The organism is Pseudomonas putida group bacterium ESBL64 (genome assembly GCF_045277175.1).
Lineage (GTDB): Bacteria > Pseudomonadota > Gammaproteobacteria > Pseudomonadales > Pseudomonadaceae > Aquipseudomonas > Aquipseudomonas alloputida.
This window is the reverse complement of sequence record NZ_CP145799.1, coordinates 2,456,655-2,482,406: the sequence shown is the minus strand read 5'-3', so window position 1 is coordinate 2,482,406 and position 25,752 is coordinate 2,456,655. Positions and strand designations below refer to the sequence as shown.

The following is a 25,752-nucleotide window of genomic DNA, read 5'->3' as shown; positions in this document are numbered from 1 at the left end:
ATCCAGAGACGGCTGCTCAGCCGCCGGTCATGTTCATGAAGCGCAGGATCTGCACATCGCCACCGACTTCGAAATGATGGCGATAGGGCTTGAGGTGCAGCGAGTCGCGAATGGCCTTTTCCAGGCGTTCGGGGTTGCCAGGGTGGGCGCGCAGCACGTGCTTGAGGTCTACCGAGTGTTCGTTGCCCAGGCACAGCAGCAGGCGGCCTTCGACGGTAAGGCGCACGCGGTTGCAGGTGGCGCAGAAGTTGTGGCTGTGCGGGGAAATGAAGCCGACCCGGGTGTTCGCGGCTTCGGCCAGGCGCCAGTAGCGGGCCGGCCCCATGGACGACTCGGTCGATTCGACCAGCGTGAACTGCTCGGCCAGGCGTGCCCGTACTTCATCGCTGGAGCAGAACGATTCGCCACGTTCATGCTCGCTTATTACCCCCAGCGGCATTTCCTCGATGAAGGTGATGTCCAGCTCGCGTTCGATGGCAAAGCGCACCAGATCGACCAGTTCATGGTCGTTGCGGCCTTTGAGTACCACGCAGTTGAGCTTGGTGCGTTTGAAACCGGCCTGGCGTGCGGCGTCGATGCCGGCGATTACCTGGGCTAGGTCGCCGGTGCGGGTCAGCTGCTTGAAACGGTCGGCATCCAGGCTATCCAGGCTGATGTTCAGGCGTGTCACCCCGGCGTCGAACAGCGGCTGAGCCAGGCGCCCGAGTTGCGAGCCGTTGCTGGTCAGGCACAGCTCGCGCAGGCCGGGCAGGGCGGCGATGCGCCCGCACAGGTCGACGATGCCCTGGCGTACCAGTGGCTCGCCACCCGTCAGGCGGATCTTTCGGGTGCCCAGCGCGACGAAGCGTTCGGCCACCTGGAACAGTTCTTCGAGGCTGAGGATTTGCTGGCGCGGCAGAAACTGCATGTCTTCGGCCATGCAGTACACGCAACGGAAGTCACAGCGGTCGGTGACCGACATCCGCAGGTAGTCGATTTTCCGGTTGAAGCCGTCGATCAGGGCCCGGCTGTTCTGTTCCACGTTCGCACTCGAATGGGTTGGGACATGACTCCAAGCTATAACCTGGCCGCAAGGCCGTCAAATTGCTTTGCCTGACCGGTTGATCGATGGCCTCTATCGCTTGGTATGGCATCTGGCCGGTCATGATCGAAACCGCTTATCACGCCGTAAGATCTTTCGATTGGACGCCCCTTCCCACGCTCCATAGGCTGGAAAAAAGCATCGAAGCGTGAGGATTCATCGCATGAGCCAGGACGAACACATCAGGGACTACAAGGGCGCCGCTGCCGGCTGGGGGGCGCTCAAAAGCGTGACCAAGAGCTGGCTGGGCAGCGACAACGCCTTCAAGAACCTGCGGGCCATGCTCAAGACCAACCAGAACGGCGGTTTCGACTGCCCCGGCTGTGCCTGGGGCGAGTCGCCGGAAAGCGACATGGTCAAGTTCTGCGAAAACGGCGCCAAGGCGGTCAACTGGGAAGCCACCGGCCGCTCGGTCGACCCGGCTTTCTTCGCCAAATACAGCGTCAGCGCGCTGAAGGAGCAGACCGACTACTGGCTTGAATACCAGGGCCGCCTCACCCACCCGATGCGCTACGACGCCGCCACCGACCACTATGTCGAAACCACCTGGCAGGAGGCCTTCGAGCTGGTCGCCAGGCACCTGCGTGCGCTGCAGTCGCCGGATGAAGCCGAATTCTACACCTCGGGCCGGGCCAGCAACGAAGCGGCGTTCCTTTACCAGCTGTTCGTGCGTGCCTACGGCACCAACAACTTCCCGGATTGCTCGAACATGTGCCACGAAGCCAGCGGCGCGGGCATGTCGGAAACCCTCGGGGTGGGCAAGGGCACCGTGGTGTTCCACGATCTGGAGCTGGCCGACGCGATATTCGTCATCGGGCAGAACCCCGGCACCAACCACCCGCGCATGCTCGAACCCCTGCGCGAAGCGGTCAAGCGTGGCGCCCAGGTCGTCTGCTTCAACCCGCTGAAAGAGCGTGGCCTTGAGCGCTTCCAGCACCCGCAGCACCCGTTCGAAATGCTCAGCAACGGCTCCGAGCCGACCTCCAGCGCCTACTTCCGCCCGGCCTTGGGTGGGGACATGGCGGCAATGCGCGGTATTGCCAAGTACTTGTTGCAATGGGAGCGCGAGGCGCAGGCCAAGGGCGAGCCGGCGGTGTTCGACCATGCCTTCATCGCCGAGCACACCAGCGGCGTCGACGATTACCTGGCGGCGGTGGACGCCACGTCCTGGGAGCACATCGTCAAACAGTCGGGCTTGACCCTGGCCGAGATCGAGCTAGCCGCCCGCATGTACCGCAAGGCCGAGCGGGTCATCATGTGCTGGGCCATGGGCGTCACCCAGCACCGCCATTCGGTGCCGACCGTGCAGGAAATCGTCAACCTGCAGCTGCTGCGTGGCAACGTCGGCAAGCCCGGCGCAGGCCTGTCGCCGGTGCGTGGCCACAGTAACGTGCAGGGTGACCGTACCATGGGCATTGACGAGAAACCCTCGGCGGCGCTACTCGATGCCATCGAACAACGTTTCCAGTTCAGTGTGCCGCGTACCCATGGGCACAACGCAGTGTTGGCGATCAAGGCTATGGAAGAGGGGCGGGCCAAGGTGTTCATTGGCCTGGGCGGCAACTTTGCCCAAGCCACCCCGGACACCGCGCGCACCCACGCGGCGCTGCAGAACTGCGCGTTGACCGTGCAGATTTCCACCAAGCTCAACCGCTCGCACCTGGTCACCGGCCGCGATGCGCTGATCCTGCCGTGCCTGGGCCGTACCGAAATCGACCTGCAGGCCGAAGGGCCGCAAGGCGTGACCGTGGAGGACACCTTCAGCATGGTGCACATCTCCAATGGCCAGTTGCGCCCGCGCTCGCCGCATATGCGCTCGGAACCGTGGATCATTGCCGGCATGGCCAAGGCCACGCTGGGCAACCAGCCGATCGACTGGGAGCACGCGGTGGCGGATTACAACCGCATTCGCGACATGATCGCTGACGTGATTCCGGGCTTTACCGGTTTCAATGAACGCTTGAACAGCCCCGGCGGGTTCCACCTTGGCAACAATGCCGCCGATCGCAACTTCCGCACGGCCACGGGCAAAGCCCGCTTCATGCCCCACGCGCTGCCCGAGGAACTGGTCAACGCCAAGGTACTGGCCCGTGGTGACAAGCCCGACCTGATTTTGCAGACCCTGCGTTCGCACGACCAGTACAACACCACCCTGTATGGCCTGGACGACCGTTACCGTGGGGTGTTCGGCCTGCGTGAGGTGGTGTTCGTCAATGAGGCGGACATCCGTCGCCTGGGCTTCGAACCGGGTGAGCAGGTAGACCTTGTGTCGTTGTGGGAGGATGGCGTGGAGCGGCGGGTGTCCGGGTTCCGCCTGGTGGCGTATGACGTGCCTGAGGGGCAGGCGGCGGCGTATTACCCGGAAACCAACCCGTTGGTACCGCTTGATAGTTATGGCGAGGGGACCTATACCCCGACCTCGAAATTCGTGGCGATCAAGGTCGTGAAAGCCAAGGCGGGGAACCGCATTGCGGCGGTGCTGGCCTCGGATTGATGGGGTGCCTGTGCTGGCCTCTTCGCGGGTGAACCCGCTCCTACGGGACCTCACAGCGCTTGAGGTTGAGGTGATCCTGTGGGTTTGCCCGCGAAGAATCCAGCACCAGTCAGGCGCGATGCACCGGGTAAGCCGTGGTGTACTTCATCTGCTCCATGGCAAAACTGGAGGTGATGTTCGATAGCCCATCGGTACGGGTAATCAGCTTTTTGTAGAACCGGTCATACGCCGCAATATCACCCACCACCACCCGCAGCATGTAGTCCCAGTCCCCGGACATGCGGTAGCACTCCATCACTTCCTCGAACCCGGTCACCGTCGCAGCAAACTGCTCCAGCCATGCGCTGTCGTGACGCTGGGTCTTGAGCTGGACGAACACGGTAAGCCCCAACCCCAGCCGTTCGGGGTCCAGCAGGGCGACGCGGCCTAGGATGTAGCCGTCTTCCTCCAGGCGCTTGACCCGCTTCCAGCACGGTGTGGTGGACAGGTTGACGGCCTCGGCCAGGTCCTTCAGCGAGATCGAGGCATCACGCTGTAGCAGGGTAAGAATGTGCTGGTCGAAACTGTCCATATCGCGCGCTGGCCGTGCAGAAAAATATTTCACAGATTACCCCAAGGCCAGATGATTTGGGTTGTGCGATAGTTGCAGCTTTCATTCTGCCAATGGGCCTGACCATGTCCGACAAGCCGCGCAATTTCGCCACCCGTACCATTCACGCCGGCGAGCAGTTCAGCGTTGCCGATAACGCCATTTTTCCGGCCATCGTCACCGCCAGTTCGTTCACCAAGCGCAGCCTGGACGATAAGCCGGAATATTCCTACAGCCGCGTCGGCAACCCCACCCGGCATGCCTACGAAACCTGTGTCGCTGCCCTGGAAGAAGGCGTGGGCGCTGTGGCCTGCGCCTCGGGGGTCAATGCCACCGCAACCGTGCTTGAGCTGCTGCCCAAGGATGCCCACGTGGTGGTGATGAACGGCGTGTACGGTGGCACGTTCCGCATCATGGAAGATTACCGCAGCCGCACCTCGGGGCTGACCACCACCTATGTCGATCTCAACGACCTTGAAGCCGTAGCGGCTGCGATCAAGCCGGAAACCCAGCTGATCTGGATCGAGTCGCCGACCAACCCGTTGCTGCACCTGGTCGACATCAAGGCGGTGTGCGACCTGGCCAAGGCCAAGGGCATCCTCACCTGCATCGACAACACCTTCTGCTCGCCGTGGAACCAGCGCCCGATCACCCTGGGCGTGGACTTGGTGATGCACTCGGCCAGCAAGTACATCGGTGGCCACTCCGACCTCACCGGCGGTGTGGTGGTGGCGGCCAACGATGCGTTGCTGGCACGCCTGCGCCGTATCAGCATGGCGATAGGGGCGGTGCAGGGGCCGTTCGACTGCTACCTGGCCCTGCGCGGTCTGAAGACCCTGGATGTGCGCATGGAGCGCCAGTGCGCCAATGCCCTGCAGGTGGCGCGCTTCCTGGAAGGTCAAGCGCAGGTCGAGCAGGTGTATTACCCAGGGCTGGAAAGCCACCCTCAGCATGAGCTGTGCAAACGCCAGATGCGCAGTGGCGGGGCGGTGGTGGCGATGAAAGTGAAAGGCGACCGCGCCGCGCTCAATCGCCTGGTGGAGGCGCTGCAGATCTTTGTCCTGGCCGACTCGCTGGGTGGGGTGGAAAGCATGATCAACCATTCCTGGAGCATGTCGCACTGCTCGCTGAGCCCAGAGCAGAAAGGGGTGATGGGGATCAGCGAGAACCTGCTGCGGTTGTCGGTAGGTATCGAGGATTACCGTGACCTGGTCGAGGACCTGGATGGGGCGTTGAAAGCGCTGGTTGCTGTGTAGGGCTGCCGGCCTCTTCGCGGGCTCGCCCGCTCCTGCAGGTGGTAGGAGCGGGTTTACCCGCGAATACGGTAGCGGCGAGAACGGTGAACGGCCAGGGACATTGGCCAGCAGGTCCGGCCCTTTCGCGGGTAAACCCGCTCCTACGACGGTCTGCACATCGGTGTAGGAGCGGGCTTGCCCGCGAAGAGGCCGGTGGATTCAATAAATGCCTGTCAGGATTTGGGCGGATGAATGATCCGTTCGATCTTGTCCTTGATCAGCAACCTTTCCTTGCGCAGGCGGTTGACGGCCTCGTCGTTGGTGCCGTTGCCTTCGGCGGCTACCACCTCCTTGTCCTTGGCGTTGTACTCCTTGTGCAGTTTGTGCAGGTCCTGATCCTTCTCTATGAGTGCCTGGAATGCATCAGCGGTAACGTGCAGGTCAGCGAGCAGATCGTGCGGAACTGGCATTTCTTCACCTCTGTCAGGGTTGTCGGTAAGGTCCTGACCATTGAGGATAGCTGTCTTTGCGCAGGCTTGTGACGGCGGTTCAGGCTGAATGGCAGCTGAATGGTTTTGAGATAATTGGTAAAAGACGCACCCTCACGAAATTGTTACCGACTTTTTCACAAAAAATTGATGACGTGCTTTCTAGAGTTCGCCCAACTTTCCCACAGTGCCATTTGGCCTGGGGGTGATAATCACTCTTGATTGCGAACGCTGATGCTCAACTTCAAATCCCTGCGGACTGAATGGGTCACGCTGCTGGCCAGTCTTTACCTGCTGATCGGCTTCAACATGTTCCTCTGGGAGCATCTGCAAGCGGCGGTTCCTGCCGGCCTGTCGGGGTTGTGGCTGAGTCTGGCGTTTGCTGTGCTGATGCTGTTCGCCTTCAATCTCATACTCACGTTACTTGCCTTCCGGTATGTATTGAAGCCGGTACTTATTGTGTTGTTCATCAGTGGCGCGGGCGTGGCTTACTTCATGAACCAGTACGGCGTACTTATTGACGCCGCGATGTTCCGCAATATGGCCGAGACCAATGTTGCGGAAGTGCGCGACTTGATGTCGTTCAAGTTTGCCGCGTATATCCTGCTGCTGGGCGTGCTGCCATCGGTGCTGCTGTGGAAGGCGCAGATCGCCTACCGCCCCTGGCACCGCGAGTTGCTGGGCAAGTTGGTGGTCAGTGGTGCCTGTGTGGTGACCATTGGCTCGGTCGCGTTGGTCAATTATCAAGGGCTGTCGTCGCTGTTCCGCAATCACCATGAATTGCGCCTGATGCTCACCCCCAGCAATATCGTCGGGGCCTCCATTGGTTATGTCGGCGAGCGGGTCGGTACGGCTTCGCGCCCGTTCCAGCATTATGGCGAAGATGCCAAGCGTGATGCGGCCTGGCAAAAACATGAGCGCAAGTCGCTGACCGTGCTGGTGGTCGGGGAAAGTGCCCGGGCAGACCATTTCGGCGTGCTGGGCTATGACCGCGATACCACGCCCAATCTTGCCAAAGAGCAAGGCCTGCTGGCGTTTTCCGACGTGCACTCGTGTGGTACGGAAACGGCGGTTTCGGTGCCTTGCATGTTCTCGGGCATGAAGCGCAGGGATTACGATGCCCGCGTAGCGAAGAACCGCGAAGGGCTGTTGGACATCCTCCAGCGTGCCGGCCTGGCCGTGCAGTGGCGTGACAACCAGTCGGGCTGCAAAGGCACCTGCGATCGCGTGCAGTTCATCGACGTCAGCAACCTCAAGGACACGCAGCTGTGCGCCGATGGCGAATGCCATGACCAGATCCTGCTGCAAGGCCTGGACGCGTTGATCGACAACCTCGACAAGGACACCGTGCTGGTGCTGCACCAGATGGGCAGCCACGGCCCCGAGTACTTCAAGCGCTACCCCAGTGATGGCGAGCGCTTCACACCGGTGTGCCAGAGCAACGCGTTGAACCAGTGCAGCAAGGAGCAAATCATCAACGGATACGACAACACCCTGGCCTATACCGACAAGGTGCTGGCCTCGCTGATCGATACCCTGCGCAGCAAGCAAGACAAGGTCGACACGGCGATGATCTACCTGTCCGACCACGGCGAGTCGCTGGGCGAGTACAACCTGTTCCTGCACGGCACGCCCTACGCCATCGCTCCCGAGCCGCAGAAGCACGTGCCGCTGCTGACCTGGTTCTCCGACAGCTACAAGGAGGACTTCGGCGTCGATACCGACTGCCTGGCACGGCTCAGCGATGCCCCGCTGTCCCAGGACAACCTGTTCCACTCGATGCTTGGCCTGTTGCAGGTGCATACCGAGCTCTACCAACAGTCGCTGGACATGTTCGCCAGTTGCCGGCCCTGGCTGGCGGCCAAGCGCTGAAGCCCTGTGGGAGCGGGCAAGCCCGCGAACCCGGGCAAGCCCGGGTCTTACACCGTATTGCCTTCATTCGCGGGTGCGCCGGCTCCCTCAGGGTGGACTGCCCCCGAAAAGCGGGACAGTTTCACCCGCAGTGCCCGCGCCGTATATACTGCGCGCCAATGTTAGTGGGAGAGCCTTGTGGCCATCGAAATTCACTGGATCCGTGACGACCAGAGCCTGGCCGAACACTGCCGCGACTGGCACCTGCTGCCCTTCGTCGCCGTCGACACCGAATTCATGCGGGTCGACACCTTCTACCCGAAAGCCGGGCTGATTCAGATCGGCGACGGCCAACGCGCCTTTCTGATCGACCCGCTGCTGATCGGCAACTGGCAACCCTTGGCCGATCTGCTGGAAGACAGCGGTGTGGTCAAGGTGCTGCACGCCTGCAGCGAAGACCTTGAAGTGCTGCTGCGCCTGACCGGCAAGCTGCCTCAGCCGCTGTTCGACACTCAGCTGGCCGCCGGTTACCTGAACCTGGGCTTCTCCATGGGCTATTCGCGGCTGGTGCAGGAAGTGCTGGGCATCGAATTGCCCAAAGGCGAAACCCGCTCCGACTGGCTGCAACGCCCGCTCTCGGAAACCCAGGTCAGCTACGCTGCCGAAGATGCCGTGCACCTGGCCGAGCTGTTCACCGTGCTGCGCCCGCGGCTGAGTGACGACAAGTATGCCTGGGTGCTGGAAGACGGCGCCGAGCTGGTGGCTGCGTTGCGCCGTGAAGTCGAGCCTGAAAGCCTGTACCGCGACGTCAAGCTGGCCTGGAAGCTGGCGCCTCAACAACTGGCAGTGCTACGTGAGCTGTGCGCCTGGCGCGAGCGCGAAGCGCGCAACCGCGATGTGCCGCGTAATCGTATCCTCAAGGAGCACTCGCTGTGGCCCATGGCCAAAAGCCAGCCGAACAACCTGTCGGCCCTGGCCAAGATCGACGAGATGCACCCGCGCACCATTCGTCAGGACGGCGAGTGCCTCATCCAGCTGATCAAGCGCGCCGCCAGCCTGCCTGCCGAGCAATGGCCTGCGCCCTTGCCCGAGCCGCTGCCGATCGAGGCTGCGGGCCTTCTCAAGCAGCTGCGTGCCATCGGCCAGGCCGAAGGCGAGCGCCTGGGGATTGCGCCCGAGTTGATGCTGCGCAAGAAAGCCCTGGAGGCGCTGCTCAAGAGCGGATACCCCAATGGCCCTTATCAACTGCCCGATTCGCTGCGCGGCTGGCGCCGTGAGCGCATGGGCCAGGCCCTGCTGGAGAACCTGGCAGGTGCCGGAGAAACCCGATGAAACGTATTTGCTCGATCTACAAGAGCCCACGCAAGAACGAAATGTACCTGTACGTACTCAAGGCTGACGGCCTGGAGCGCGTGCCTGAAGGCCTGCTGCCGTTCTTCGGCACCCCCGTGCACGCTTTCGACCTGGTGCTCAGCCCTGAGCGCAAGCTGGCCCGCGAGGACATCACCAAGGTGCTGGAGAACCTCGAAAGCCAAGGCTACCACCTGCAGATGCCGCCGCTGGAAGATGAGTACATCGAGCACCTGCCCGAAGAGCTGCTGCGCCGAAACGACCCCGTCTGACCATGCGTGTACTGATCGCTGAGCATGACCATGCTCGATACGCCGGGCTTTTGCGCGCCGCCGCGCCAGAAGTGGAAGTGTTGACCAGCGGCGACTCTGCCGAACTGGCCCGCCAGGCACCGCAGTGTCCGGTGTGGCTGGGCCAGCCGGACTTGCTGGCCAGTCTGCTGCGCCAAGGCCACAAGCCTGGCTGGATACAGTCGACATGGGCGGGTATCACGCCGTTGCTGGCCGACGGCCTGCCGCGTGATTACCGCCTGAGCCGCGCAGTAGGCATCTTCGGGCAGGTGATGGCCGAGTACATGCTCACCTATATGCTAGGCCATGAGCGTGAGGTGCTGTCGCGCCTGGTCAGCCAGGTCGAGCGGCGGTGGGATGACCGCCCGGGGCGCAGCCTGGAAGGGCGCAAGGTCCTCATTGTGGGTGTAGGCGACATTGGTCAGCGTGTGGCCGAGTTCCTGCAGCCGTTTGGTGTGGCGCTGTACGGCGTTGCCAGCAGCGCCCGTGAGCAGGCGCCGTTCGTCGAGGTGGCGGCGCTGGCCGACCTGCCGCGCATGGTCGGCCAGGTCGACTACGTGCTGAACCTGCTGCCGGATACCCCGGCGACTCATGACCTGTATGACGCCGCGCTGTTCAAGTGCTTCCAGCCCTCGGCCTTGTTCATCAATGCCGGACGTGGTGTGGCGGTGGTCGATGCCGACCTGGTCGAGGCGTTGAAAGAGGGCCATCTGGCCGGTGCCGTGATCGATGTGTGCCGCCAGGAGCCGTTGCCCAAGCAACACCCGTTCTGGACCGCCTGGGGCTTGCTGCTGACCGGGCACAGCTCGGCGCCCACCTCGCCGACAGCGATGGTGCGCTTGTTTGTCGAGAATGTGCGGGCTTATGAAGCGGGGCAAGGGTTGCGGGGTGAAGTCGATTTCGCCCGGGGCTACTGATCGCTGTGGCCTGTACCGGCCTCTTCGCGGGTAAACCCGCTCCAGCACAGGGTGGTGATCCCCCGTAGGAGCGGGCTTGCCCGCGAAGAGGCCAGCACGGCCAACACAAACCTTACAGGCTGAAATCGCCTTCAGCAGCCAGCTCGCTCAGCGGCTTGCGCGGGCTCGGCACTTCACGCGCCTGCAGGGCTTCATCCAGGCTGGCCTTGTCCCCCAGCTTGCCGATCGCCACCATGGCATGCAGTGCGTAACCATCGGGAATCTTCAGTTCCTGACGTGCCAGGTCCTGATCGAAGCCGGCCATGCCATGGGTATGCCAGCCGCTGATGCTGGCCTGCAGGGCCAGGTGCCCCCAGGCAGAGCCCGTGTCGAAGGTGTGCCACAGGGCCGGTTTTTCTTCCGTAGCGCCCGGGGCCGCGAAGGTAGTCTTCGAAATGACCAGCACCAGCGCCGACGCTTGTTGCGCCCAGCTGCGATTGAATGGCACCAGCAGGCTCAGGTAACGCTCCCAGTTCGGCGTGTCGCGGCGGGCATACAGGAAGCGCCAAGGCTGCGAATTATAGGCCGACGGTGCCCAGCGGGCGGCCTCGAGGAAGCTCAGCAGGGTTTCTTCGCTGATCGGCTCGGCGGTGAAGGCGCGTGGTGACCAGCGGTTGATGAACTGCTCGTTGATGGCGTAATCGGCAATGCGGGGGTTAGCGCTCATGGCGGCTCCTGCAAACGGACGGGAAAAGCGCACGCTACTGCGTGCCGTCGCGACTGACAAGCGGTCTGGCTTTGCCGAAGGCCAGGCTCTAGACTGGCGCCGCCGCGCGCCGTGGCCCCAAGATGAAGGCAGGAACCCTGTGTGATGATCGCTGAAAACGCGCCGTTCTGGCGGCGCAAGACCCTCGAACAACTCAGCCAGCAAGAGTGGGAGTCGCTGTGCGATGGCTGCGGCCTGTGCTGCCTGCAAAAGCTCGAGGACGAAGACGACAACAGCGTCTATTACACGCGCATCGCCTGCAAATTGCTGGACCTGGATACGTGCCAGTGCAGCGACTACCCCAACCGCTTCGCCCACGTGCCAGACTGCATCCAGCTGACCCCGGGCAAGGCCGACCAGTTCAAGTGGCTGCCGAGTACCTGCGGTTACCGTCTGGTCAGTGAGGGCAAGGACTTGCCGGCTTGGCATCACCTGGTCTGTGGCGACCGGCAACAGGTTCATGAACAGCGCATTTCCCAGTCGGGGCGTATGCTCAGTGAACACGATGTGCACGAAGACGACTGGGAAGACCACCTGATCTTTCGCGCCAGCTGACCGGCGCGGCCCGCTGCCTCGGGGAAACAAGGAGTTTCTGTATGCGTTGCCAGCTGTTGTTGCTGTTGGGCCTGATGGCCAGTTCGCCGGCCTGGGCGAAGAAGGTCGACCTCCACTACCAGGTGCGCTTGCTGCCTGCCAGCGGCCAGGCCGAGGTCCGCGTGACATTGGCCGAAGGCAGCGCCGTGCGCAGCCTGGACTTCGACTTGGGCAAGGCTGGGGCCTACAGCGGCTTCCAGGCCGATGGGCAATGGCAGCTGAAGGGGCAGCGTGGTATCTGGCAGCCAGCGGCCGGCAAGACCAGCCTCAGCTACCGTGTGCAGCTGGACCAGAAGCTGGCCAGCGGCGCCTATTCATCACGCATCACCCCACACTGGGCACTGTTCCTCGGCGACCAGCTGATACCCCCTGCGCGCCTCGACCAGCAGGATGGTACCGAGCTGGTGGCGCGCCTGGCTTTCGACCTGCCCGAGGGCTGGAAGAGCATCGAAACGTCCTGGCCGCGTATCGGCAAGGGGAAGTTTCGCATCGACAACGTGTCGCGCTTGTTCGATCGCCCGACCGGCTGGATGCTTGCCGGCGACCTGGGCAGCCGCCGCGCTCGCCTGGGCGAGACCGAAGTGACCGTGGCCGCGCCGGTGGGGCAGGGCATGCGGCGCATGGACAGCCTGACCTTGCTCACATTCGTCTGGCCACAACTACAAGCTGTGTTCCCGCGTAACCCGCCCAAGCTGCTGTTGGTCGGGGCGCGTGACGGCATGTGGCGAGGGGCTATGGCTGCGCAGGGCTCGTTGTACCTGAACAGTGCCCGGCCCATGGTCAGCGAAAACGGCAATAGCCCGTTGCTGCGCGAATTGGTGCAACTGTTCGCGCAGATTCACGGGCGTGACGGCAGTGACTGGCTGGTAGAGAGCCTGACCGATTATTACGCCAACGAGTTGCTACGCCGCTCGGGCGGGATGAGTGATGACCGTTACCAGGTCTGGCAGGCGCGTCTGAGCAAGCAGGGCGCCAAGGTCAACCGGCTCAAGGGTGAACGCGCAAGCCCGGCCCAGGTGGCCCGCGGCGTGATGCTGTTGCAGGCGCTGGACAAGGAAATCCGCATTCACACCCAGGCCAAACGTTCGTTGGACGATGTGGTGTGGGGGCTGATGCGCCTGCCCAGCGTCAGTACCGAAGACTTTGTGCAGATCAGCGAGAACGTGCTGGGGCGGCGTTCCGATGTGCTGCAGAGCAAGGTGCTGCACTAGGCATCCCTGCGCCTGACAATCGGCAGGGCGGCATCGTCTGCAAGTCGCATTTCAAGCGTATCAAGTCGTACCTGGAATACACCGCCGAGCAGAAACTCAGCATTGTTCACGGGGCGAAACCGAGGTTGGGGAGCGTGCAGCCAACCATCGTCGGCAGCGTTGATCGCGACAACCCATGGTTTGTCGAGGCAATGTTCGGCCCGGTTTCGGTGCTGTTCTGACGGAGCTCAGCACTCGGTCGCCCTGTGTTGGCAGGTCTGTCCTGCCGCCGCAGTGGCGGCCTTTTTATTTGAACTTGGGCCCCGAGCGGGTATTCAGCCCCTTGGCCAAGCGGTCGTACAGCACCACATTCACCGTTGCCGCCAGGTTCATGCAGCCCTCGGTCGGGATGTAGATAGTCTCTTCACACCATCCCCGCACCTCTTCGCTCAACGAGCCATCCTCTGGCCCGAAGATGTAAATGGCCCGGTCCGGATGGGTGTAATCCGGCAATGGCCGCGCACCCTCCACCAGTTCTACCGCCACTGGCGTGCAGCCCAGCGGGATAATGCGCTGCAGGTCGTCGATGCCGATCAACGGGATGTCGTAGTGCACGCGCTTGGTGTCGGTGACGAAGTCACGTGCGCGTTCATAGCGTTTGCCCGTGTAGAACACCGAATTGACGCCATAGCAGCCCGCTGCGCGCATCACAGAGCCGACGTTTTCTGCCGACTTGGGGTTGAACAGGCCGATGCAGCTGTATCGTTTGTTTGCCACGTACCGGGGCCCTTCGCGAAAAAAAGCGCGATTATACGGGCTGCCCGGTAGCAGCGGGGGGCGAATCGATGGTCAGTCTTTCTTCAGCATGCCCGCCAGCCCGGCAAACGGGTTGTGCGTAGCCTTGGCAATGCTCGGGGTGCTGGTGGAGCCTTCGCTGAAGTACTGCTGGTCGGTGTAGCGCGAGTGTTCGTTGTCGTGGCAGTACAGGCACAGCAGCTCCCAGTTGGAGCCGTCCTGAGGATTGTTGTCGTGGTTGTGGTCACGGTGATGCACGGTCAGCTCGCTCAGGCGCTTGCCGGCGAACTCGCGGGCGCAGCGGCCGCACACGTGCGGGTACATTCTCAGGGCCTTGTCGCGGTAGCCCATTTCCTTGTCGCGCTTGGCATCGGCCAGGATGCGGTCGAGGCGCGCGGTGGCGGCGGCAGAAGAGGTGGAGCTCATGGTGTTTCCTTTGTTCTGATCAGGCAAGTGACGGTTATGCCATTGAGTCTAGCGCGCTTGCAGGTCAGGCGGACAGGCGAAAGCGTTGAATTAGGCGTAGCCTGTAGAAAGGTTCCCGACAGGAGGTTGCTGATGTTTCACGCGATCCTCGCCGCGCTGTTGATGGCTGGCCTGCCCTTGGCAGAAGCTGCCAGTACGCCACCCAGGCTCACGCCGCCAGTACCCGGCGCGCCCGGTACGCCGACGCCTACGCCATACCCGCAGATTACCCCGAGTACGCCGCCCAAGGCTTATGACAGCCAGCCGGGGGCGCCCTTGTTGCCGCCGATGCCAGTGCCCGGCCCGCCGAAGGATCAGCCATTGCCCGGGTTGCGGCAGGACCCGCCGAAGCCGGTTGTGGAGGATGATTGACGGGCGGGAGCTGAGGGCGTCTGGGGCTGCTTTGCAGCCCATCGCGACACAAGGCCGCTCCCACAGGTTGGACTGGATTCCGCGCTGTGGACTGCACCCTCAGAAGATGGACAGATGTCCAACATCTGGGGTGCAGTCCACTGTCCTGTGGGAGCGGCCTTGTGTCGCGAAAGGGGCGCAACGCGCCCCCCGCTCTCTCAAAGGATACCCAGCTCGCCAAACACGAACGCATACTCCAGGGCCACATCCTTCAACCCTTGGTACCGCCCGCTCATCCCGCCATGCCCAGCCCCCATCTCGGTCTTGAGCAGCAGCAGGTTGCTGTCGGTCTTGAGCGTGCGCAACTTCGCCACCCATTTGGCCGCCTCCCAATACTGCACGCGGCTGTCGTTGTAGCCCGCCACCACCAGCATCGCCGGGTAGGCCTGCGCTTTCAGGTTCTCGTACGGCGCATAAGCCTTGATCCGTTCATACACCTCCGGCTCCTCAGGGTTGCCCCATTCATCGTACTCGGTCACGGTCAGCGGCAGCTCCGGGTCGAGCATGGTGTTGAGCACGTCGACGAAGGGCACTTCGGCAATGGCGCAGCGGAACAGCTCAGGGCGCAGGTTGAGCACCGCGCCGATCAGCAGGCCGCCGGCGCTGCCACCACTGATGGCCAAGCGGTCGGCGGCCGTCACGCCCTGGCTGATCAGGTGCTCGGCGCAGGCGATGAAGTCGCTGAACGTGTTGTGCTTGTACTCCTGCTTGCCGGCACGGTACCAGGCCTCCCCCAGTTCACCACCACCTCGCACATGGGCGATGGCAAAGGCCACGCCGCGCTCCAGCAGGCTCAGGCGCGCATGTGAGAACCAGGGGTCGAGGCTTTCGCCATAGGCACCATAGCCGTACAGGTACAGTGGCACGGTCTTGCCCAGGTCCTGGCGGCGGCGTACCAGGCTGATCGGCACCTGGGTGCCGTCCGCTGCGGTTGCCCACAGGCGCTCACTGACATAGTCATCGGCATCGAATGCACCGAGCACCGGGGTTTGCTTGAGCACCACCTGGGCGCCCGTGGACAACGCCAGCTGGCGCACCTGGGCCGGGCGGTTGAGTGCTTCGTAGCGCAAGCGTATGCGAGTGCTGGCAAATTCCAGGCTGTCCTGCACGTACAGGCTGTAGGCGGCGTCTGGCAGTTCGACGCGGTAGGCCGGCAGGCCCTGTGGGCGTACTTCGATGATCGGCAGGCCGCCTTCGCGCAGGCTCAGGGTGAGGGCACCGGCGTTCAGGCTGAGGCCTTCGAGCATGACCGCGTCGCGGTGCGCCACCAGCACCTGCCACTGTTCGCGGCTTGGCACTGGTGCGACTGGCGCGTGGTACAGGGCGAAGTTGATGCCATCCTGGTTGGTGCGGATGAACCAGCGCCACTGGCCGTCGAGTTGGCCGTGGTCGGGGAAGTATTCGTGGCCTTCGACGCGCGGCGCCAGGCAGGTGAACGGCGCCTGCGGGGTTTCGGCGTCCAGCACCCAGGCCTCGCTGGTGGTCTTGCTGTTCAGCAGCAGCACCAGCTGGCGCTCGGAGCTGGTGCGGTAGCAGTGCAGGAAGAAACGCCCGTCTGGCTCTTCGAACACGGTGTGCGCGGCGTCGGTGCCCAAGGTGTGGCGACGCAGGCGCCATGGGCGGTGGGTGTCGTCCAGCTCAGCGAAGAATAGCGTCTGGCTGTCGTTGGCCCAGGTCAGGCTACCGTCGCAGTTGTCGAAGGGCAGGGCAGTGACACGGCCACTGGCCAGGTCTTTGACGTACAGGGTATAGATTTCGTCGCCGCTGGTGTCGAGGCTGTAGGCCAGCAGACGGTGGTCGGGGCTGATGTTGAACGCGCCGAGGGAGAGGAAACCGCCGTTGGCCAGGACGTTGGGGTCGAGCAGCAGTTGCTCCTGGCTTTCATCGACGGTGTTCGAGTCGTCGGCCGGGCGTGGGCAGCGGTAGTGACGCGGGTATTCGTCGCCGGCGGTGGTGCGGGTGTAGTACAGGTAGGGGCCCCAGGGCGCCGGCAACGAGAGGTCGGTCTCCAGGATGCGGCCCTTGATCTCTTCGAACAGTTGCTCACGCAACGGTGCCTGGTCGGCCAGGCAGGCTTCCTGGTAGGCGTTTTCAGCGTGCAGGTAAGCGAGTACCTCGGGGGTATCGCGCTGTTGCAGCCAGGCATACGGGTCGGTGGCCTGGTCGGCTTGGGCAATCGGGGGTTGGGGCTTGGCTGGCATTGAAGATCTCTTGATTGGGGTTGCCTGTGCCGGCCTCTTCGCGGGTAAACCCGCTCCTACAGGGATCGCACCGAGGTAGGAGCGGGTTTACCCGCGAAGAGGCCGGCACAGGCAAACACTGTCTGCGCCCGGAAAAGTGTTTATCATAGGCATCTCTTTGCCTGGCTTGCACGAACACCATGACCGAGAACGACTACACCTTCGCCTGGGGCTTGTACGCAGTAGCCGCCTTAGGGTGCCTGCTGGTGGGCTTCAAGCTCACCGGCTGGATGTGGCGCTGGCTGCGCGAACCGCTACGGGTGGTGCTGGCGGTGCTGCTGCTGACCCCGACCATCGTCGACCCGGTCAAGGACAGCTTCGCCCCTGCAATCGCCATCACTGCGCTGGATGTCGCTTTCAAGGTCGGCAACAACGCCTGGCGCGCTGTGTCCGACTTCGCCATGTATGGCATGATCGCCTTCGGCCTGTACTTCCTCTTCGTGCTGCTGCGCTGGCCGCTGGAAAAGCGCGCGCACGCACGCCGTGAGCAGGCCGAAGCCGCCGCCAGGCGTCAGCGGGCCGAGGATGACCAGCTCGGCACCCAGGCGCCGCTGGCTGCCGAGCGCAGCGACCGTTACCGTGACGACTTGCCGCCAGCCGCTACGCGTGGCGCAGGCCGGGTCGAGCCTCGTCTGTAAACGGAGACACGCCTATGTGCGAACTACTGGGCATGAGCGCCAACGTCCCTACCGACATTGTTTTCAGCTTCACCGGCCTGATGCAGCGGGGCGGGCGTACCGGCCCGCACCGTGACGGCTGGGGGATAGGCTTTTACGAAGGCCGCGGCCTGCGCCTGTTCCAGGACCCGGCCGCGAGCAGCGAGTCGGAAGTGGCCAACCTCGTGCAGCGCTACCCGATCAAAAGTGAAGTGGTGATCGGTCATATCCGTCAGGCCAACGTCGGCAGGGTGTGCCTGTCCAACACCCACCCGTTCGTACGGGAAATGTGGGGCCGCAACTGGTGCTTCGCGCACAACGGCCAGCTGGGTGACTTCAAGGGCCTGGCCAGTTTCTACCGGCCAGTGGGCGACACCGACAGCGAAGCGGCCTTCTGCGACCTGCTCAACCGCATCCGCAGCGCTTTCCCCGAACCGGTGCCGGTGGAGCAGCTGCTGCCAGTGTTGGTCGAAGCCTGTGCCGGCTACCGTGGTCAGGGCGTGTTCAACTGCATGCTCAGCGACGGCGACTGGTTGTTCTGCTTTTGCTCGACCAAGCTGGTGCACATTACCCGCCGTGCGCCATTTGGTGCCGCACGGTTGAAGGATGTCGACCTGATCGTCGATTTTCATACCGAAACCACCCCCAACGACGTGGTCACGGTGATTGCCACCGAGGCCCTGACCGAGAACGAGACCTGGCACCGCTACGCGCCGGGTCAGTGGGCCCTGTGGCGGCACGGCGAGTGCGTGGCGCACGGCCAGAGCTAAGGACGCTGCATGTTCAGAAGTTACCTGCGATTGCTGTTGTTCACCTTCGGCCTGCTGGCCGGTATCCAGGTCCCGGGGCTGGTCAAGGACTACAGCCAGCGGGTCGAGGCGCACCTGTTCGAATCGCGCGAGGCACTCGATGGGTTCCGGCAAACGGCCGAGCGCTTTTTCAAGGGCGACTTGCAGGCACTGCTGCAGCACTACCGCAGCAGCGACGACCCGGTATTCAACAGTGATGCCAACAGCATCGAAAGCCTGATGATCCGCAACGAACTGCTGGAAAACGAATGGCAGGTGCTGCAAGGGTCATGGGCCGAGCGTACCTGGCATGTGCTGGTACAGGCCGACCCGCAGTTGCGTGAAGAAACCCTCAATGGCTACAGCTACCAGATTCTGCTGGTGCCCGAGGCGATTGGCTGGGGTGTGGGTGCCGGTTTTGTGCTGGCCTTTGTGGTCGAAAGCCTGTTGCTGGGGATTGGCTGGCTGATCCTGGGCGGGCGGCGCAGGGTGGTGAAAGAGAGCTGGCGCTAAGTTCTGCTGTACCTGTACCGGCCCTTTCGCGGGCAAGCCCGCTCCCACAGGATCATCACAGGCCTGGCGGGCCAGGTTGTACCTGTGGGAGCGGGCTTGCCCGCGAAAGGGCCGGTACAGGCAGAGACTGTTGTTCAGACCAGTACGATCCGCTGCCCCCCCACATCCCGCGCATACCGCTCCAACACCTGCCGGCAAACCCCAACCACCTCATCGACCAACGCCACCCCGGTCTGCCACGCCACCACCAGCTCAAGGCTCGGCGGCGGCTGCAACCCTTCCAGCAGCACCAGCTCGCCCCGGCCCAACTCGGCATCCACCAGCGCCGGCGGTAGCGCGCCAATGCCAAAACCGTCGCGCAACAGCCGGGTAATCGCCGCCACCGAGTTCACACAATTCAACCGCGGCGCCTCTGCCCCCTCAGCCTGCAGCAAGCTCAGCACCTCCTGGTGTGGCCGTGAATTCTTCGAGAAGGTGATGATGCGCTCGCGCCCAAGTTCGGCCAGCGACGCATAGTCCCGGTGCTGGTGGGCGCCTGCGGCCACCACCCAGCCCATTGGGTAGCGCGCCAGGTCGAGGCTGCGGATCGATTGCTCGCGCAGCAAGTCGGTCTGCAAGATCACGTCAAGAAAGCCCTTCTGCAGCTGCTCGCGCAAGTTCAGCGCGGTGTCGGCCACCAGTTCGATTTCCACCTGCGGGTAGCGCTCGGTCAGCTCCGCCACCAGTGCGCTCATCCAGGTGTGGATCACAGTATCCATTACCCCGATGCGAATGCGCCCGACCTTGGCCCGGTCGCTGTCCAGCGACTGCTTCATGGCCTTGGCGGTTTCCAGCATGCGTTCGGCGTATTCCAGTACCTTGCCGCCCTCCGGGGTCAGGCTGACGCCGCGGGAGTCGCGCAGCAGCAGCTTCACGCCCAGGTCAGCCTCCAGTGCGGCAATACGGCTGGATACCGAAGCCTGGGTGGTGAACAGCTTTTCTGCCGTCAGGCGGAAGCTCTTGAGCCGGGCGACCCAGACGAAGGTTTCGAGGAAGCGAAGGTTCATGATCAGTTTTTCTTGTTCCAGACCGGCGGTTTTTTTCGTTGGACGCAGGCGAGGCGGCCTCTGAACAATGACGCCCAGGCCGCGACGCTTCATGTCGCCCATAAAACAATACCAACAAGCCGAGGCATCCATGAACCCCACCGGCGTGCAGCAGCAGGTCAGTACCCTCCCTTCGTCCGGGCCTTTCGCCTGGTACCGTGACATCGACAAACAGCAACGACGTACCTTCTGGAGCTGCAAGATTGGCTATGGCCTGGACGGCATGGACACACAGATGCTCAGTTTCGTCATCCCTACGCTGATCATGCTGTGGGGTATCACCACCACTGAAGCCGGGTTGATCCACACCAGCACGCTGATCGCCTCGGCTGTAGGAGGCTGGGTGGCCGGTATCCTCTCCGACCGCATCGGCCGGGTGCGTACCCTGCAACTGACGGTGTTGTGGTTCGCCTTCTTCACCTTCCTGTGCGGCTTCGCTCAGAACTACGAGCAACTGTTGATTGCCCGAACCCTGATGGGCTTTGGCTTCGGTGGCGAGTGGACCGCCGGCGCGGTGTTGATCGGCGAAGTGATCCGCGCCCAGGACCGCGGCAAGGCGGTGGGCATGGTGCAGTCCGGCTGGGCAATTGGCTGGGGCCTCACGGCCATCCTTTATGCGCTGCTGTTCTCCTGGCTGCCGGCAGAGCAGGCCTGGCGTGCGTTGTTCCTGCTGGGGCTGGTACCGGCAATCTTCGTGATCTTCGTTCGCCGCCTGGTCAAGGACCCTGAGGTCTATCGTAAGGCCAAGGCAATGGAAAACGCCAAGGCACCCTCGCGCTTCTACGAAATCTTCGCGCCGGGCATGCTCTGGACCACCGTGCGGGCATCCCTGCTGACCACCGGCGCGCTCGGCGGTTACTACGCCATCACCTCGTGGCTGCCAACCTTCCTGAAGAACGAACGCGGCCTGAGTGTGCTGGGCACGGGGGGCTATCTGGCCATGGTGATCGTCGGCTCGTACATGGGCTATGTGGTCAGTGCTTATCTGTCCGACCTGCTGGGGCGCAAGAAGAACTTCATCCTATTCGCCGTGGGCTCTTTCGTCATTGTGCTGTTGTACACGCAGATGCCGGTCAGCGATGGCGTGATGCTGTGGCTGGGCCTCCCGTTGGGCTTCTTCGCCTCGGGTATCTTCAGCGGTATGGGGGCGTTTCTGACCGAACTGTTCCCCACGCGCATTCGGGGTTCGGGGCAGGGCTTCTGTTACAACATCGGCAAGGTCATTGCCGCGCTGTTTCCGTTGATGATCGGCATGCTCGGCCAGAATGTTCCGCTGGGCCTGGGTATCGGCGTGTTTTCTGCGGTGTCCTACGGCATTGTGATCGTGGCGGCCTTGAGCTTGCCTGAAACCCGCGGCAAACAGCTGCAGGCGCGGTAAGGTAGGCCTATGCACAACGACAAGGGAGACCGCGTGGTGGAACGCCTGCTACTCAATTGCGACATGGGTGAGAGTTTCGGCAGCTGGCGCATGGGCCTGGACGCCGAGGTCATGCCTTACATCGATTGCGCCAATATCGCCTGCGGCTACCACGCTGGCGACCCCGGTATCATGCGTCGCACGGTGACGTTGGCGCTGGAGCACGGGGTGACTATCGGCGCGCATCCGGCCTACCCGGACCTGGTCGGCTTCGGCCGCCGTTCCATGGCCTGCAGCCCGGAAGAAATCCGCGACCTGCTGCATTACCAGATCGGTGCGCTGGATGGCATCTGCAAAGTGCTGGGTGGTCGTGTGGCCTATGTGAAGCCCCATGGCGCGCTGTACAACGACATGATGGCCGACCCGCTCAAGCTGCGTACCGTGCTGGAGGCCGTAGCGGCCTATGACAGCAACCTGCCATTGATGCTGATGGCCACCGCCGACAACCGTGCCGCCCAGGCACTGGGCGATGAAATCGGCGTGCCGCTGTGGTTCGAGGCGTTCGCAGACCGCGCCTACACCGCCAGCGGCCATCTGCTGTCGCGGCGCCTGCCGGGCGCGGTGCATCACGACCCGGCGCGGGTGGTGGAGCAGGCGGTGCGTCTGGCCCGAGGCGAAGCGCTGTTGGCTGACGATGGCAGTGCCTTGCAGCTTGCCGCCCGCACCCTCTGCGTGCATGGCGACAACGACAGTTCGGTGGCGGCGGTGCGGCAGATTCGCCAGGCCCTCGATGGGCTGGAGGTGTGATGAAGCCGCGAATTGAAGTGGTCGCCATCGACAGCCTGATGGTACGCCTGTTCGACCGTATCGATGAGGCCAACATGCCATGGATGCTCGCCGCCAGCCGGCGCTTGAGCGCGGCGTTCGGCGAGCACCTGCTGGACCTGGTGCCGTCCTACACCACGCTGATGGTGCAGTCTGCCCTGCCGCCGGGCGAGGCCAGGGCGCGAATCGCTCAGGCGCTGGACGGCTTGCAGCCTGACACCGGCAGTGGCGGCCGCCGACACGAGATCCCGGTGTGGTACGACGCCAGTGTCGGCCCCGAGCTGCCTGTGCTGGCGGCCCGCAGCGGCTTGAGTGAAGCGGAGATTGTTCGGTTGCACGGCGAACGTGATTACCCGGTGTTTGCCCTGGGCTTCGCGCCTGGTTTCGGCTTTATGGGCCTGGTCGACGAGCGCCTGGCCAGCCCTCGTCTGAGTACCCCGCGCAAGCGCGTGGCGGCGGGCAGCGTGGGTATTGCCGAGCGCCAGACGGCGGCCTACCCGGCAGTATCGCCGGGTGGCTGGAACCTGATCGGGCGCACCCCGGTGCGGTTGTTCGACCGTGAGCGTGAGGGTTACAGCCTTTTGCAACCCGGTGACCGGGTGCGCTTCGTGCCGGTTTCGCGCAGCGAATTCCTGGCCATGGGTGGTGATGTGGAGGCGCAGGGATGAAGCAGTTGATGATTGAGGCCAGTACGCCGTTGTGCCAGTTACAGGATGCCGGGCGCTTTGGCGTGCGCCACCTTGGCGTGACCCAGGGCGGGGCGCTGGACTGGGTGGCGATGCACTGGGCCAACTGGCTGCTGGGCAACCCGTTGGGGGCGACGGTGGTCGAGGTGGCGCTGGGTGGTTTTTGCGTGGTGGCCGAACAGGATTGCGTGCTGGCCCTGGCCGGTGCCGACCTGGATGCGTGTGTCGATGATCAGCCGCTGGCGCCATGGCGCAGCTTTGCCCTGGCCAAGGGGCAGCGCTTGACCCTGAAGCAGCCCAAAGTGGGTGTGCGGGCGTATCTGGCGGCACCGGGTGGGTTCCTGGGTGAGGAGGTGCTGGGCAGTTGTGCCACCGTGGTACGTGAAGCACTGGGTGGCATCGATGGCCAGGGGGCTGCGCTGGCTAGAAACCAGGCATTGGCTTTTACCGGTAGCAGTGCACCCCTGCGCGAAGTGCCGCACGCGTTGTGCCCACAGTTCGCCCCAAAGCCGGTGCTCGACCTGGTGATGGGCGCGCAGATCGGTGAATTCAGCGGTACCAGCCTGTTCGAGGCATTCAACCGGGAGTGGACGCTGGACAGCCGGGCCGACCGCATGGGCATCCGGTTGTTGGGGCCGCAGCTGGTGTACCAAGGGGCGCCGATGATCTCCGAAGGGATCCCGCTGGGAGCGGTACAGGTGCCGCCGGACGGGCAGCCGATCGTGTTGCTCAATGACCGGCAGACCATTGGTGGGTACCCGCGGCTGGGCGCGCTGACGCCGCTGGCGCTGGCGCAACTGGCGCAGTGCATGCCGGGGGCGGTGGTGCGGTTCAGGGCGGTGGTGCAGGACGAGGCCTGGCGGGAGCAGCAGGATTACCTGAACCGTTGGCGGTAGAGCGGGCGGCCTCTTCGCGGGTAAACCCGCTCCTACACACGTGCTGTGCATGCCTTGACGGCGATGTTGGAGCAGGCAACCTCACTTGGACAGGTAGCGCATCCCGTCCTCCAACCCTTGCAGGGTCAGCGGATACATCTTGTCCTCGATCAGGTCGCGCACCAGATGGGTCGAGGCGGTGTACTCCCAGGCCTGCTTGGGGTACGGGTTGATCCAGATGACCTTCCTGAATTTTTCCATGAAGCGCTGGATCCACACATACCCGGCTTCTTCGTTCCAGTGCTCTACGCTGCCACCCGGCTGGGTGATCTCGTAGGGCGCCATGGCCGCGTCACCGACGAACACCACCTTGTAGTCTTCGCCGTACTTGTGCAGCAGGTCGAAGGTGGAAAAACGTTCGGACGTGCGGCGCAGGTTGTTCTTCCACACCGACTCATAAACGCAATTGTGGAAGTAGTAATACTCCAGGTGCTTGAACTCGGTCTTGCAGGCCGAGAACAGCTCTTCGCAGACTTTGACGTGGGCATCCATCGAACCGCCAATGTCGAGCAGCAACAGCAGCTTCACGGTATTGCGCCGCTCGGGGCGCATCTGGATGTTCAGCAACCCGGCATCACGCGCGGTGTGGTCGATGGTGCCGTCGATGTCCAGCTCTTCGGCGGCGCCTTCGCGGGCGAACTTGCGCAGCCGGCGCAGGGCCAGCTTGATGTTGCGGGTGCCAAGCTCGACCTGGTCGTCGAGGTTCTTGTACTCGCGTTGGTCCCAGACTTTTACTGCCTTGCCCTGGCGCTTGCCGGCCTCACCGACGCGGATGCCCTCGGGGTTGAAGCCGCCCGAGCCGAATGGGCTGGTGCCGCCGGTACCAATCCACTTGTTGCCGCCAGCGTGGCGTTCCTTCTGCTCTTCGAGGCGCTGCTTGAAGGCCTCGATAAGCTTGTCCAGGCCGCCGAGCGACTGGATCTGCGCGCGTTCTTCATCGGTCAGCGAGCGCTCGAATTCCTTGCGCAGCCAGTCTTCGGGGATCAGTGCCTCAATGTGCCGGTCAAGGTTTTCCAGGCCCTTGAAATAGGCTGCGAAGGCACGGTCGAACTTGTCGAAGTGGCGTTCGTCCTTCACCAGGATGGCGCGGGCGAGGTAGTAGAACGCGTCCATGTCGGCGAACACCACGCGCTTTTGCAAGGCCTGGTGCAGGTCGAGCAGTTCACGCACCGAAACCGGCACCTTGGCCGCACGCATCTCATTGAACAGATTGAGCAGCATGGCCCTGCTCCTGTCAGCGGTTGCCGCGCCGGCTCATGAAGGCCAGGCGCTCGAGCAGTTGTACATCCTGCTCGTTTTTTACCAGCGCACCGGCCAGCGGCGGGATGGCCTTGGTCGGGTCGCGTTCGCGCAACACCGCTTCACCGATGTTGTCGGCCATCAGCAGCTTGAGCCAGTCGACCAGCTCGGAGGTGGACGGCTTTTTCTTCAGGCCCGGCACCTTGCGTACGTCGAAGAACACGTCCAGCGCCTCGCTGACCAACGACTGGCTGATGTTCGGGTAGTGCACGTCGACGATCTGCTGCAGGGTCGTGCGGTCGGGGAAGGCGATGTAGTGGAAGAAGCAGCGGCGCAGGAAGGCGTCCGGCAGCTCTTTTTCGTTGTTCGAGGTAATGATGATGATCGGACGCTGTTTGGCCTTGATGGTCTCGTCGATTTCGTAGACGTAGAACTCCATCTTGTCGAGCTCTTGCAACAGGTCGTTGGGGAATTCGATATCGGCCTTGTCGATTTCGTCGATCAGCAGGATGACCCGCTCGTCGGCCTCGAAGGCCTCCCAGAGCTTGCCCTTTTTCAGGTAGTTGCGCACATCGTGCACCTTGTCCACGCCTAGCTGCGAATCGCGCAGGCGGCTGACCGCGTCGTACTCGTAGAGCCCCTGGTGGGCCTTGGTGGTGGACTTGATGTGCCAGGTGATCAGGCGCGCCCCGAACGAGGCCGCCAACTGCTCGGCGAGCATGGTTTTGCCGGTGCCCGGTTCGCCCTTGACCAACAGCGGGCGTTCGAGGGTAATGGCCGCGTTTACCGCCAGTTTCAGGTCGTCTGTGGCGACGTAGTCGCGGGTGCCTTCGAACTTCATGGGGGGTTGTCCTCTGTTTAGGGCTGTGCGGGCCTTTTCGCGGTACAGGGTTGTAGGTGCGGGTTTACCCGCGAAGAGGCCCGAACAGGCAG

The 25,752-nt window shown here is 63.2% G+C and carries 27 protein-coding genes; 17 read left to right on the top strand and 10 right to left on the bottom strand.

Translation table 11 applies throughout. From position 1 onward, the window contains the following. Positions 1-16 precede the first annotated feature (16 nt). Positions 17-1,021, bottom strand: coding sequence for a GTP 3',8-cyclase MoaA (moaA, locus tag V6093_RS11300; protein WP_003254695.1), 1,005 nt, complete (start codon positions 1,019-1,021; stop codon positions 17-19). A 223-nt stretch (positions 1,022-1,244) separates the two neighbouring features. Here moaA and V6093_RS11295 point away from each other — a divergent pair, with 223 nt between their 5' ends. Beyond that, a complete protein-coding gene (locus V6093_RS11295; RefSeq protein WP_014755678.1) occupies positions 1,245-3,575 on the top strand; it encodes an FdhF/YdeP family oxidoreductase in 2,331 nt (776 codons plus the stop codon). A 109-nt stretch (positions 3,576-3,684) separates the two neighbouring features. Here the strand turns inward: V6093_RS11295 and V6093_RS11290 are convergent, their stop codons facing one another. Continuing rightward, on the bottom strand, positions 3,685-4,146 hold the full coding sequence (locus V6093_RS11290) for an Lrp/AsnC family transcriptional regulator (RefSeq protein WP_003254691.1): 462 nt from the start codon (positions 4,144-4,146) through the stop codon (positions 3,685-3,687). A gap of 92 nt (positions 4,147-4,238) precedes the next feature. Between V6093_RS11290 and V6093_RS11285 the strand changes: the two genes are divergently transcribed. Continuing rightward, positions 4,239-5,420, top strand: coding sequence for an aminotransferase class I/II-fold pyridoxal phosphate-dependent enzyme (locus V6093_RS11285; protein ID WP_332730502.1), 1,182 nt, complete (start codon positions 4,239-4,241; stop codon positions 5,418-5,420). Positions 5,421-5,632: 212 nt separating this feature from the next. On the opposite strand, the gene V6093_RS11280 is transcribed toward V6093_RS11285, so the two are convergent. Then, positions 5,633-5,869: a YdcH family protein gene (locus tag V6093_RS11280; protein ID WP_003254689.1), complete on the bottom strand. Its 237-nt coding sequence runs from the start codon at positions 5,867-5,869 to the stop codon at positions 5,633-5,635. 252 nt (positions 5,870-6,121) lie between these two features. Between V6093_RS11280 and V6093_RS11275 the strand changes: the two genes are divergently transcribed. The 4 genes from V6093_RS11275 to V6093_RS11260 all read left to right on the top strand — a co-directional run bounded on the left by V6093_RS11275 (position 6,122) and on the right by V6093_RS11260 (position 10,295). Continuing rightward, positions 6,122-7,759, top strand: a complete 1,638-nt coding sequence (locus tag V6093_RS11275) for a phosphoethanolamine transferase (RefSeq protein WP_144000375.1) — start codon at positions 6,122-6,124, stop codon at positions 7,757-7,759. 177 nt (positions 7,760-7,936) lie between these two features. After that, positions 7,937-9,070: a ribonuclease D gene (rnd, locus tag V6093_RS11270; RefSeq protein WP_047604268.1), complete on the top strand. Its 1,134-nt coding sequence runs from the start codon at positions 7,937-7,939 to the stop codon at positions 9,068-9,070. Beyond that, the gene (locus tag V6093_RS11265; protein WP_003254683.1) at positions 9,067-9,360 is read left to right on the top strand and encodes a YcgL domain-containing protein; all 294 of its coding nucleotides are present in this window, start codon (positions 9,067-9,069) and stop codon (positions 9,358-9,360) included. Before rnd ends, V6093_RS11265 begins: the two co-directional genes overlap by 4 nt. A gap of 2 nt (positions 9,361-9,362) precedes the next feature. Further along, positions 9,363-10,295, top strand: coding sequence for a D-2-hydroxyacid dehydrogenase (locus tag V6093_RS11260; RefSeq protein ID WP_332730501.1), 933 nt, complete (start codon positions 9,363-9,365; stop codon positions 10,293-10,295). Between the two features lie 112 nt (positions 10,296-10,407). On the opposite strand, the gene V6093_RS11255 is transcribed toward V6093_RS11260, so the two are convergent. Continuing rightward, a complete protein-coding gene (locus V6093_RS11255; RefSeq protein ID WP_014755682.1) occupies positions 10,408-11,001 on the bottom strand; it encodes a nitroreductase family protein in 594 nt (197 codons plus the stop codon). A gap of 144 nt (positions 11,002-11,145) precedes the next feature. On the opposite strand from V6093_RS11255, the gene V6093_RS11250 reads away from it, so the two are divergent. The 3 genes from V6093_RS11250 to V6093_RS11240 are packed head-to-tail and all read left to right on the top strand — an operon-like array spanning position 11,146 to position 13,066. Next, the gene (locus V6093_RS11250) at positions 11,146-11,595 is read left to right on the top strand and encodes a YcgN family cysteine cluster protein (protein ID WP_004575890.1); all 450 of its coding nucleotides are present in this window, start codon (positions 11,146-11,148) and stop codon (positions 11,593-11,595) included. A gap of 41 nt (positions 11,596-11,636) precedes the next feature. Continuing rightward, entirely contained in the window at positions 11,637-12,845 is a 1,209-nt protein-coding gene (locus V6093_RS11245; protein WP_144000373.1) for a hypothetical protein, read from the top strand. After that, positions 12,737-13,066, top strand: a complete 330-nt coding sequence (locus tag V6093_RS11240) for an aldehyde dehydrogenase family protein (protein WP_144000372.1) — start codon at positions 12,737-12,739, stop codon at positions 13,064-13,066. Before V6093_RS11245 ends, V6093_RS11240 begins: the two co-directional genes overlap by 109 nt. 64 nt (positions 13,067-13,130) lie before the next feature. Here V6093_RS11240 and V6093_RS11235 read toward each other — a convergent pair whose 3' ends face one another. Beyond that, the gene (locus tag V6093_RS11235; RefSeq protein ID WP_003254677.1) at positions 13,131-13,601 is read right to left on the bottom strand and encodes an RNA methyltransferase; all 471 of its coding nucleotides are present in this window, start codon (positions 13,599-13,601) and stop codon (positions 13,131-13,133) included. Between the two features lie 72 nt (positions 13,602-13,673). Continuing rightward, entirely contained in the window at positions 13,674-14,045 is a 372-nt protein-coding gene (locus tag V6093_RS11230) for a YajD family HNH nuclease (RefSeq protein WP_003254676.1), read from the bottom strand. Between the two features lie 132 nt (positions 14,046-14,177). Between V6093_RS11230 and V6093_RS11225 the strand changes: the two genes are divergently transcribed. After that, positions 14,178-14,456 (top strand): hypothetical protein, encoded by a 279-nt coding sequence (locus V6093_RS11225; RefSeq protein WP_003254675.1) that lies wholly within the window; start codon positions 14,178-14,180, stop codon positions 14,454-14,456. A 197-nt stretch (positions 14,457-14,653) separates the two neighbouring features. Here the strand turns inward: V6093_RS11225 and V6093_RS11220 are convergent, their stop codons facing one another. Then, entirely contained in the window at positions 14,654-16,696 is a 2,043-nt protein-coding gene (locus tag V6093_RS11220; protein ID WP_274094389.1) for a S9 family peptidase, read from the bottom strand. Positions 16,697-16,875: 179 nt separating this feature from the next. Here V6093_RS11220 and V6093_RS11215 point away from each other — a divergent pair, with 179 nt between their 5' ends. The 3 genes from V6093_RS11215 to V6093_RS11205 are packed head-to-tail and all read left to right on the top strand — an operon-like array spanning position 16,876 to position 18,692. Then, a complete protein-coding gene (locus tag V6093_RS11215) occupies positions 16,876-17,373 on the top strand; it encodes a hypothetical protein (protein WP_003254673.1) in 498 nt (165 codons plus the stop codon). Positions 17,374-17,387: 14 nt separating this feature from the next. Continuing rightward, complete coding sequence (locus V6093_RS11210) at positions 17,388-18,161, top strand: class II glutamine amidotransferase (RefSeq protein ID WP_003254671.1); 774 nt, start codon at positions 17,388-17,390, stop codon at positions 18,159-18,161. A 9-nt stretch (positions 18,162-18,170) separates the two neighbouring features. Further along, the gene (locus V6093_RS11205) at positions 18,171-18,692 is read left to right on the top strand and encodes a DUF2937 family protein (RefSeq protein WP_003254669.1); all 522 of its coding nucleotides are present in this window, start codon (positions 18,171-18,173) and stop codon (positions 18,690-18,692) included. Between the two features lie 134 nt (positions 18,693-18,826). Here V6093_RS11205 and V6093_RS11200 read toward each other — a convergent pair whose 3' ends face one another. Beyond that, complete coding sequence (locus tag V6093_RS11200) at positions 18,827-19,738, bottom strand: LysR family transcriptional regulator (protein WP_341782764.1); 912 nt, start codon at positions 19,736-19,738, stop codon at positions 18,827-18,829. A 130-nt stretch (positions 19,739-19,868) separates the two neighbouring features. Here V6093_RS11200 and V6093_RS11195 point away from each other — a divergent pair, with 130 nt between their 5' ends. Genes V6093_RS11195 through V6093_RS11180 form a run of 4 tightly spaced genes read left to right on the top strand, consistent with a single transcriptional unit; the run spans position 19,869 to position 23,541 of the window. Continuing rightward, on the top strand, positions 19,869-21,155 hold the full coding sequence (locus V6093_RS11195) for an MFS transporter (RefSeq protein ID WP_406669795.1): 1,287 nt from the start codon (positions 19,869-19,871) through the stop codon (positions 21,153-21,155). Positions 21,156-21,164: 9 nt separating this feature from the next. Next, positions 21,165-21,941, top strand: a complete 777-nt coding sequence (locus V6093_RS11190) for a 5-oxoprolinase subunit PxpA (protein WP_406669794.1) — start codon at positions 21,165-21,167, stop codon at positions 21,939-21,941. Further along, positions 21,941-22,627 carry a 5-oxoprolinase subunit PxpB gene (pxpB, locus tag V6093_RS11185; RefSeq protein WP_003254664.1) on the top strand — a complete coding sequence of 229 codons (687 nt, stop codon included), beginning with the start codon at positions 21,941-21,943 and terminating at the stop codon, positions 22,625-22,627. The genes V6093_RS11190 and pxpB overlap by 1 nt, the downstream gene beginning before the upstream one ends. Further along, on the top strand, positions 22,624-23,541 hold the full coding sequence (locus V6093_RS11180; protein WP_406669793.1) for a biotin-dependent carboxyltransferase family protein: 918 nt from the start codon (positions 22,624-22,626) through the stop codon (positions 23,539-23,541). Before pxpB ends, V6093_RS11180 begins: the two co-directional genes overlap by 4 nt. Positions 23,542-23,622: 81 nt before the next feature. Here V6093_RS11180 and V6093_RS11175 read toward each other — a convergent pair whose 3' ends face one another. Beyond that, positions 23,623-24,801: a VWA domain-containing protein gene (locus V6093_RS11175; protein WP_274094386.1), complete on the bottom strand. Its 1,179-nt coding sequence runs from the start codon at positions 24,799-24,801 to the stop codon at positions 23,623-23,625. A gap of 13 nt (positions 24,802-24,814) precedes the next feature. Next, a complete protein-coding gene (locus V6093_RS11170; protein ID WP_003254658.1) occupies positions 24,815-25,660 on the bottom strand; it encodes a MoxR family ATPase in 846 nt (281 codons plus the stop codon). Positions 25,661-25,752 lie beyond the last annotated feature (92 nt).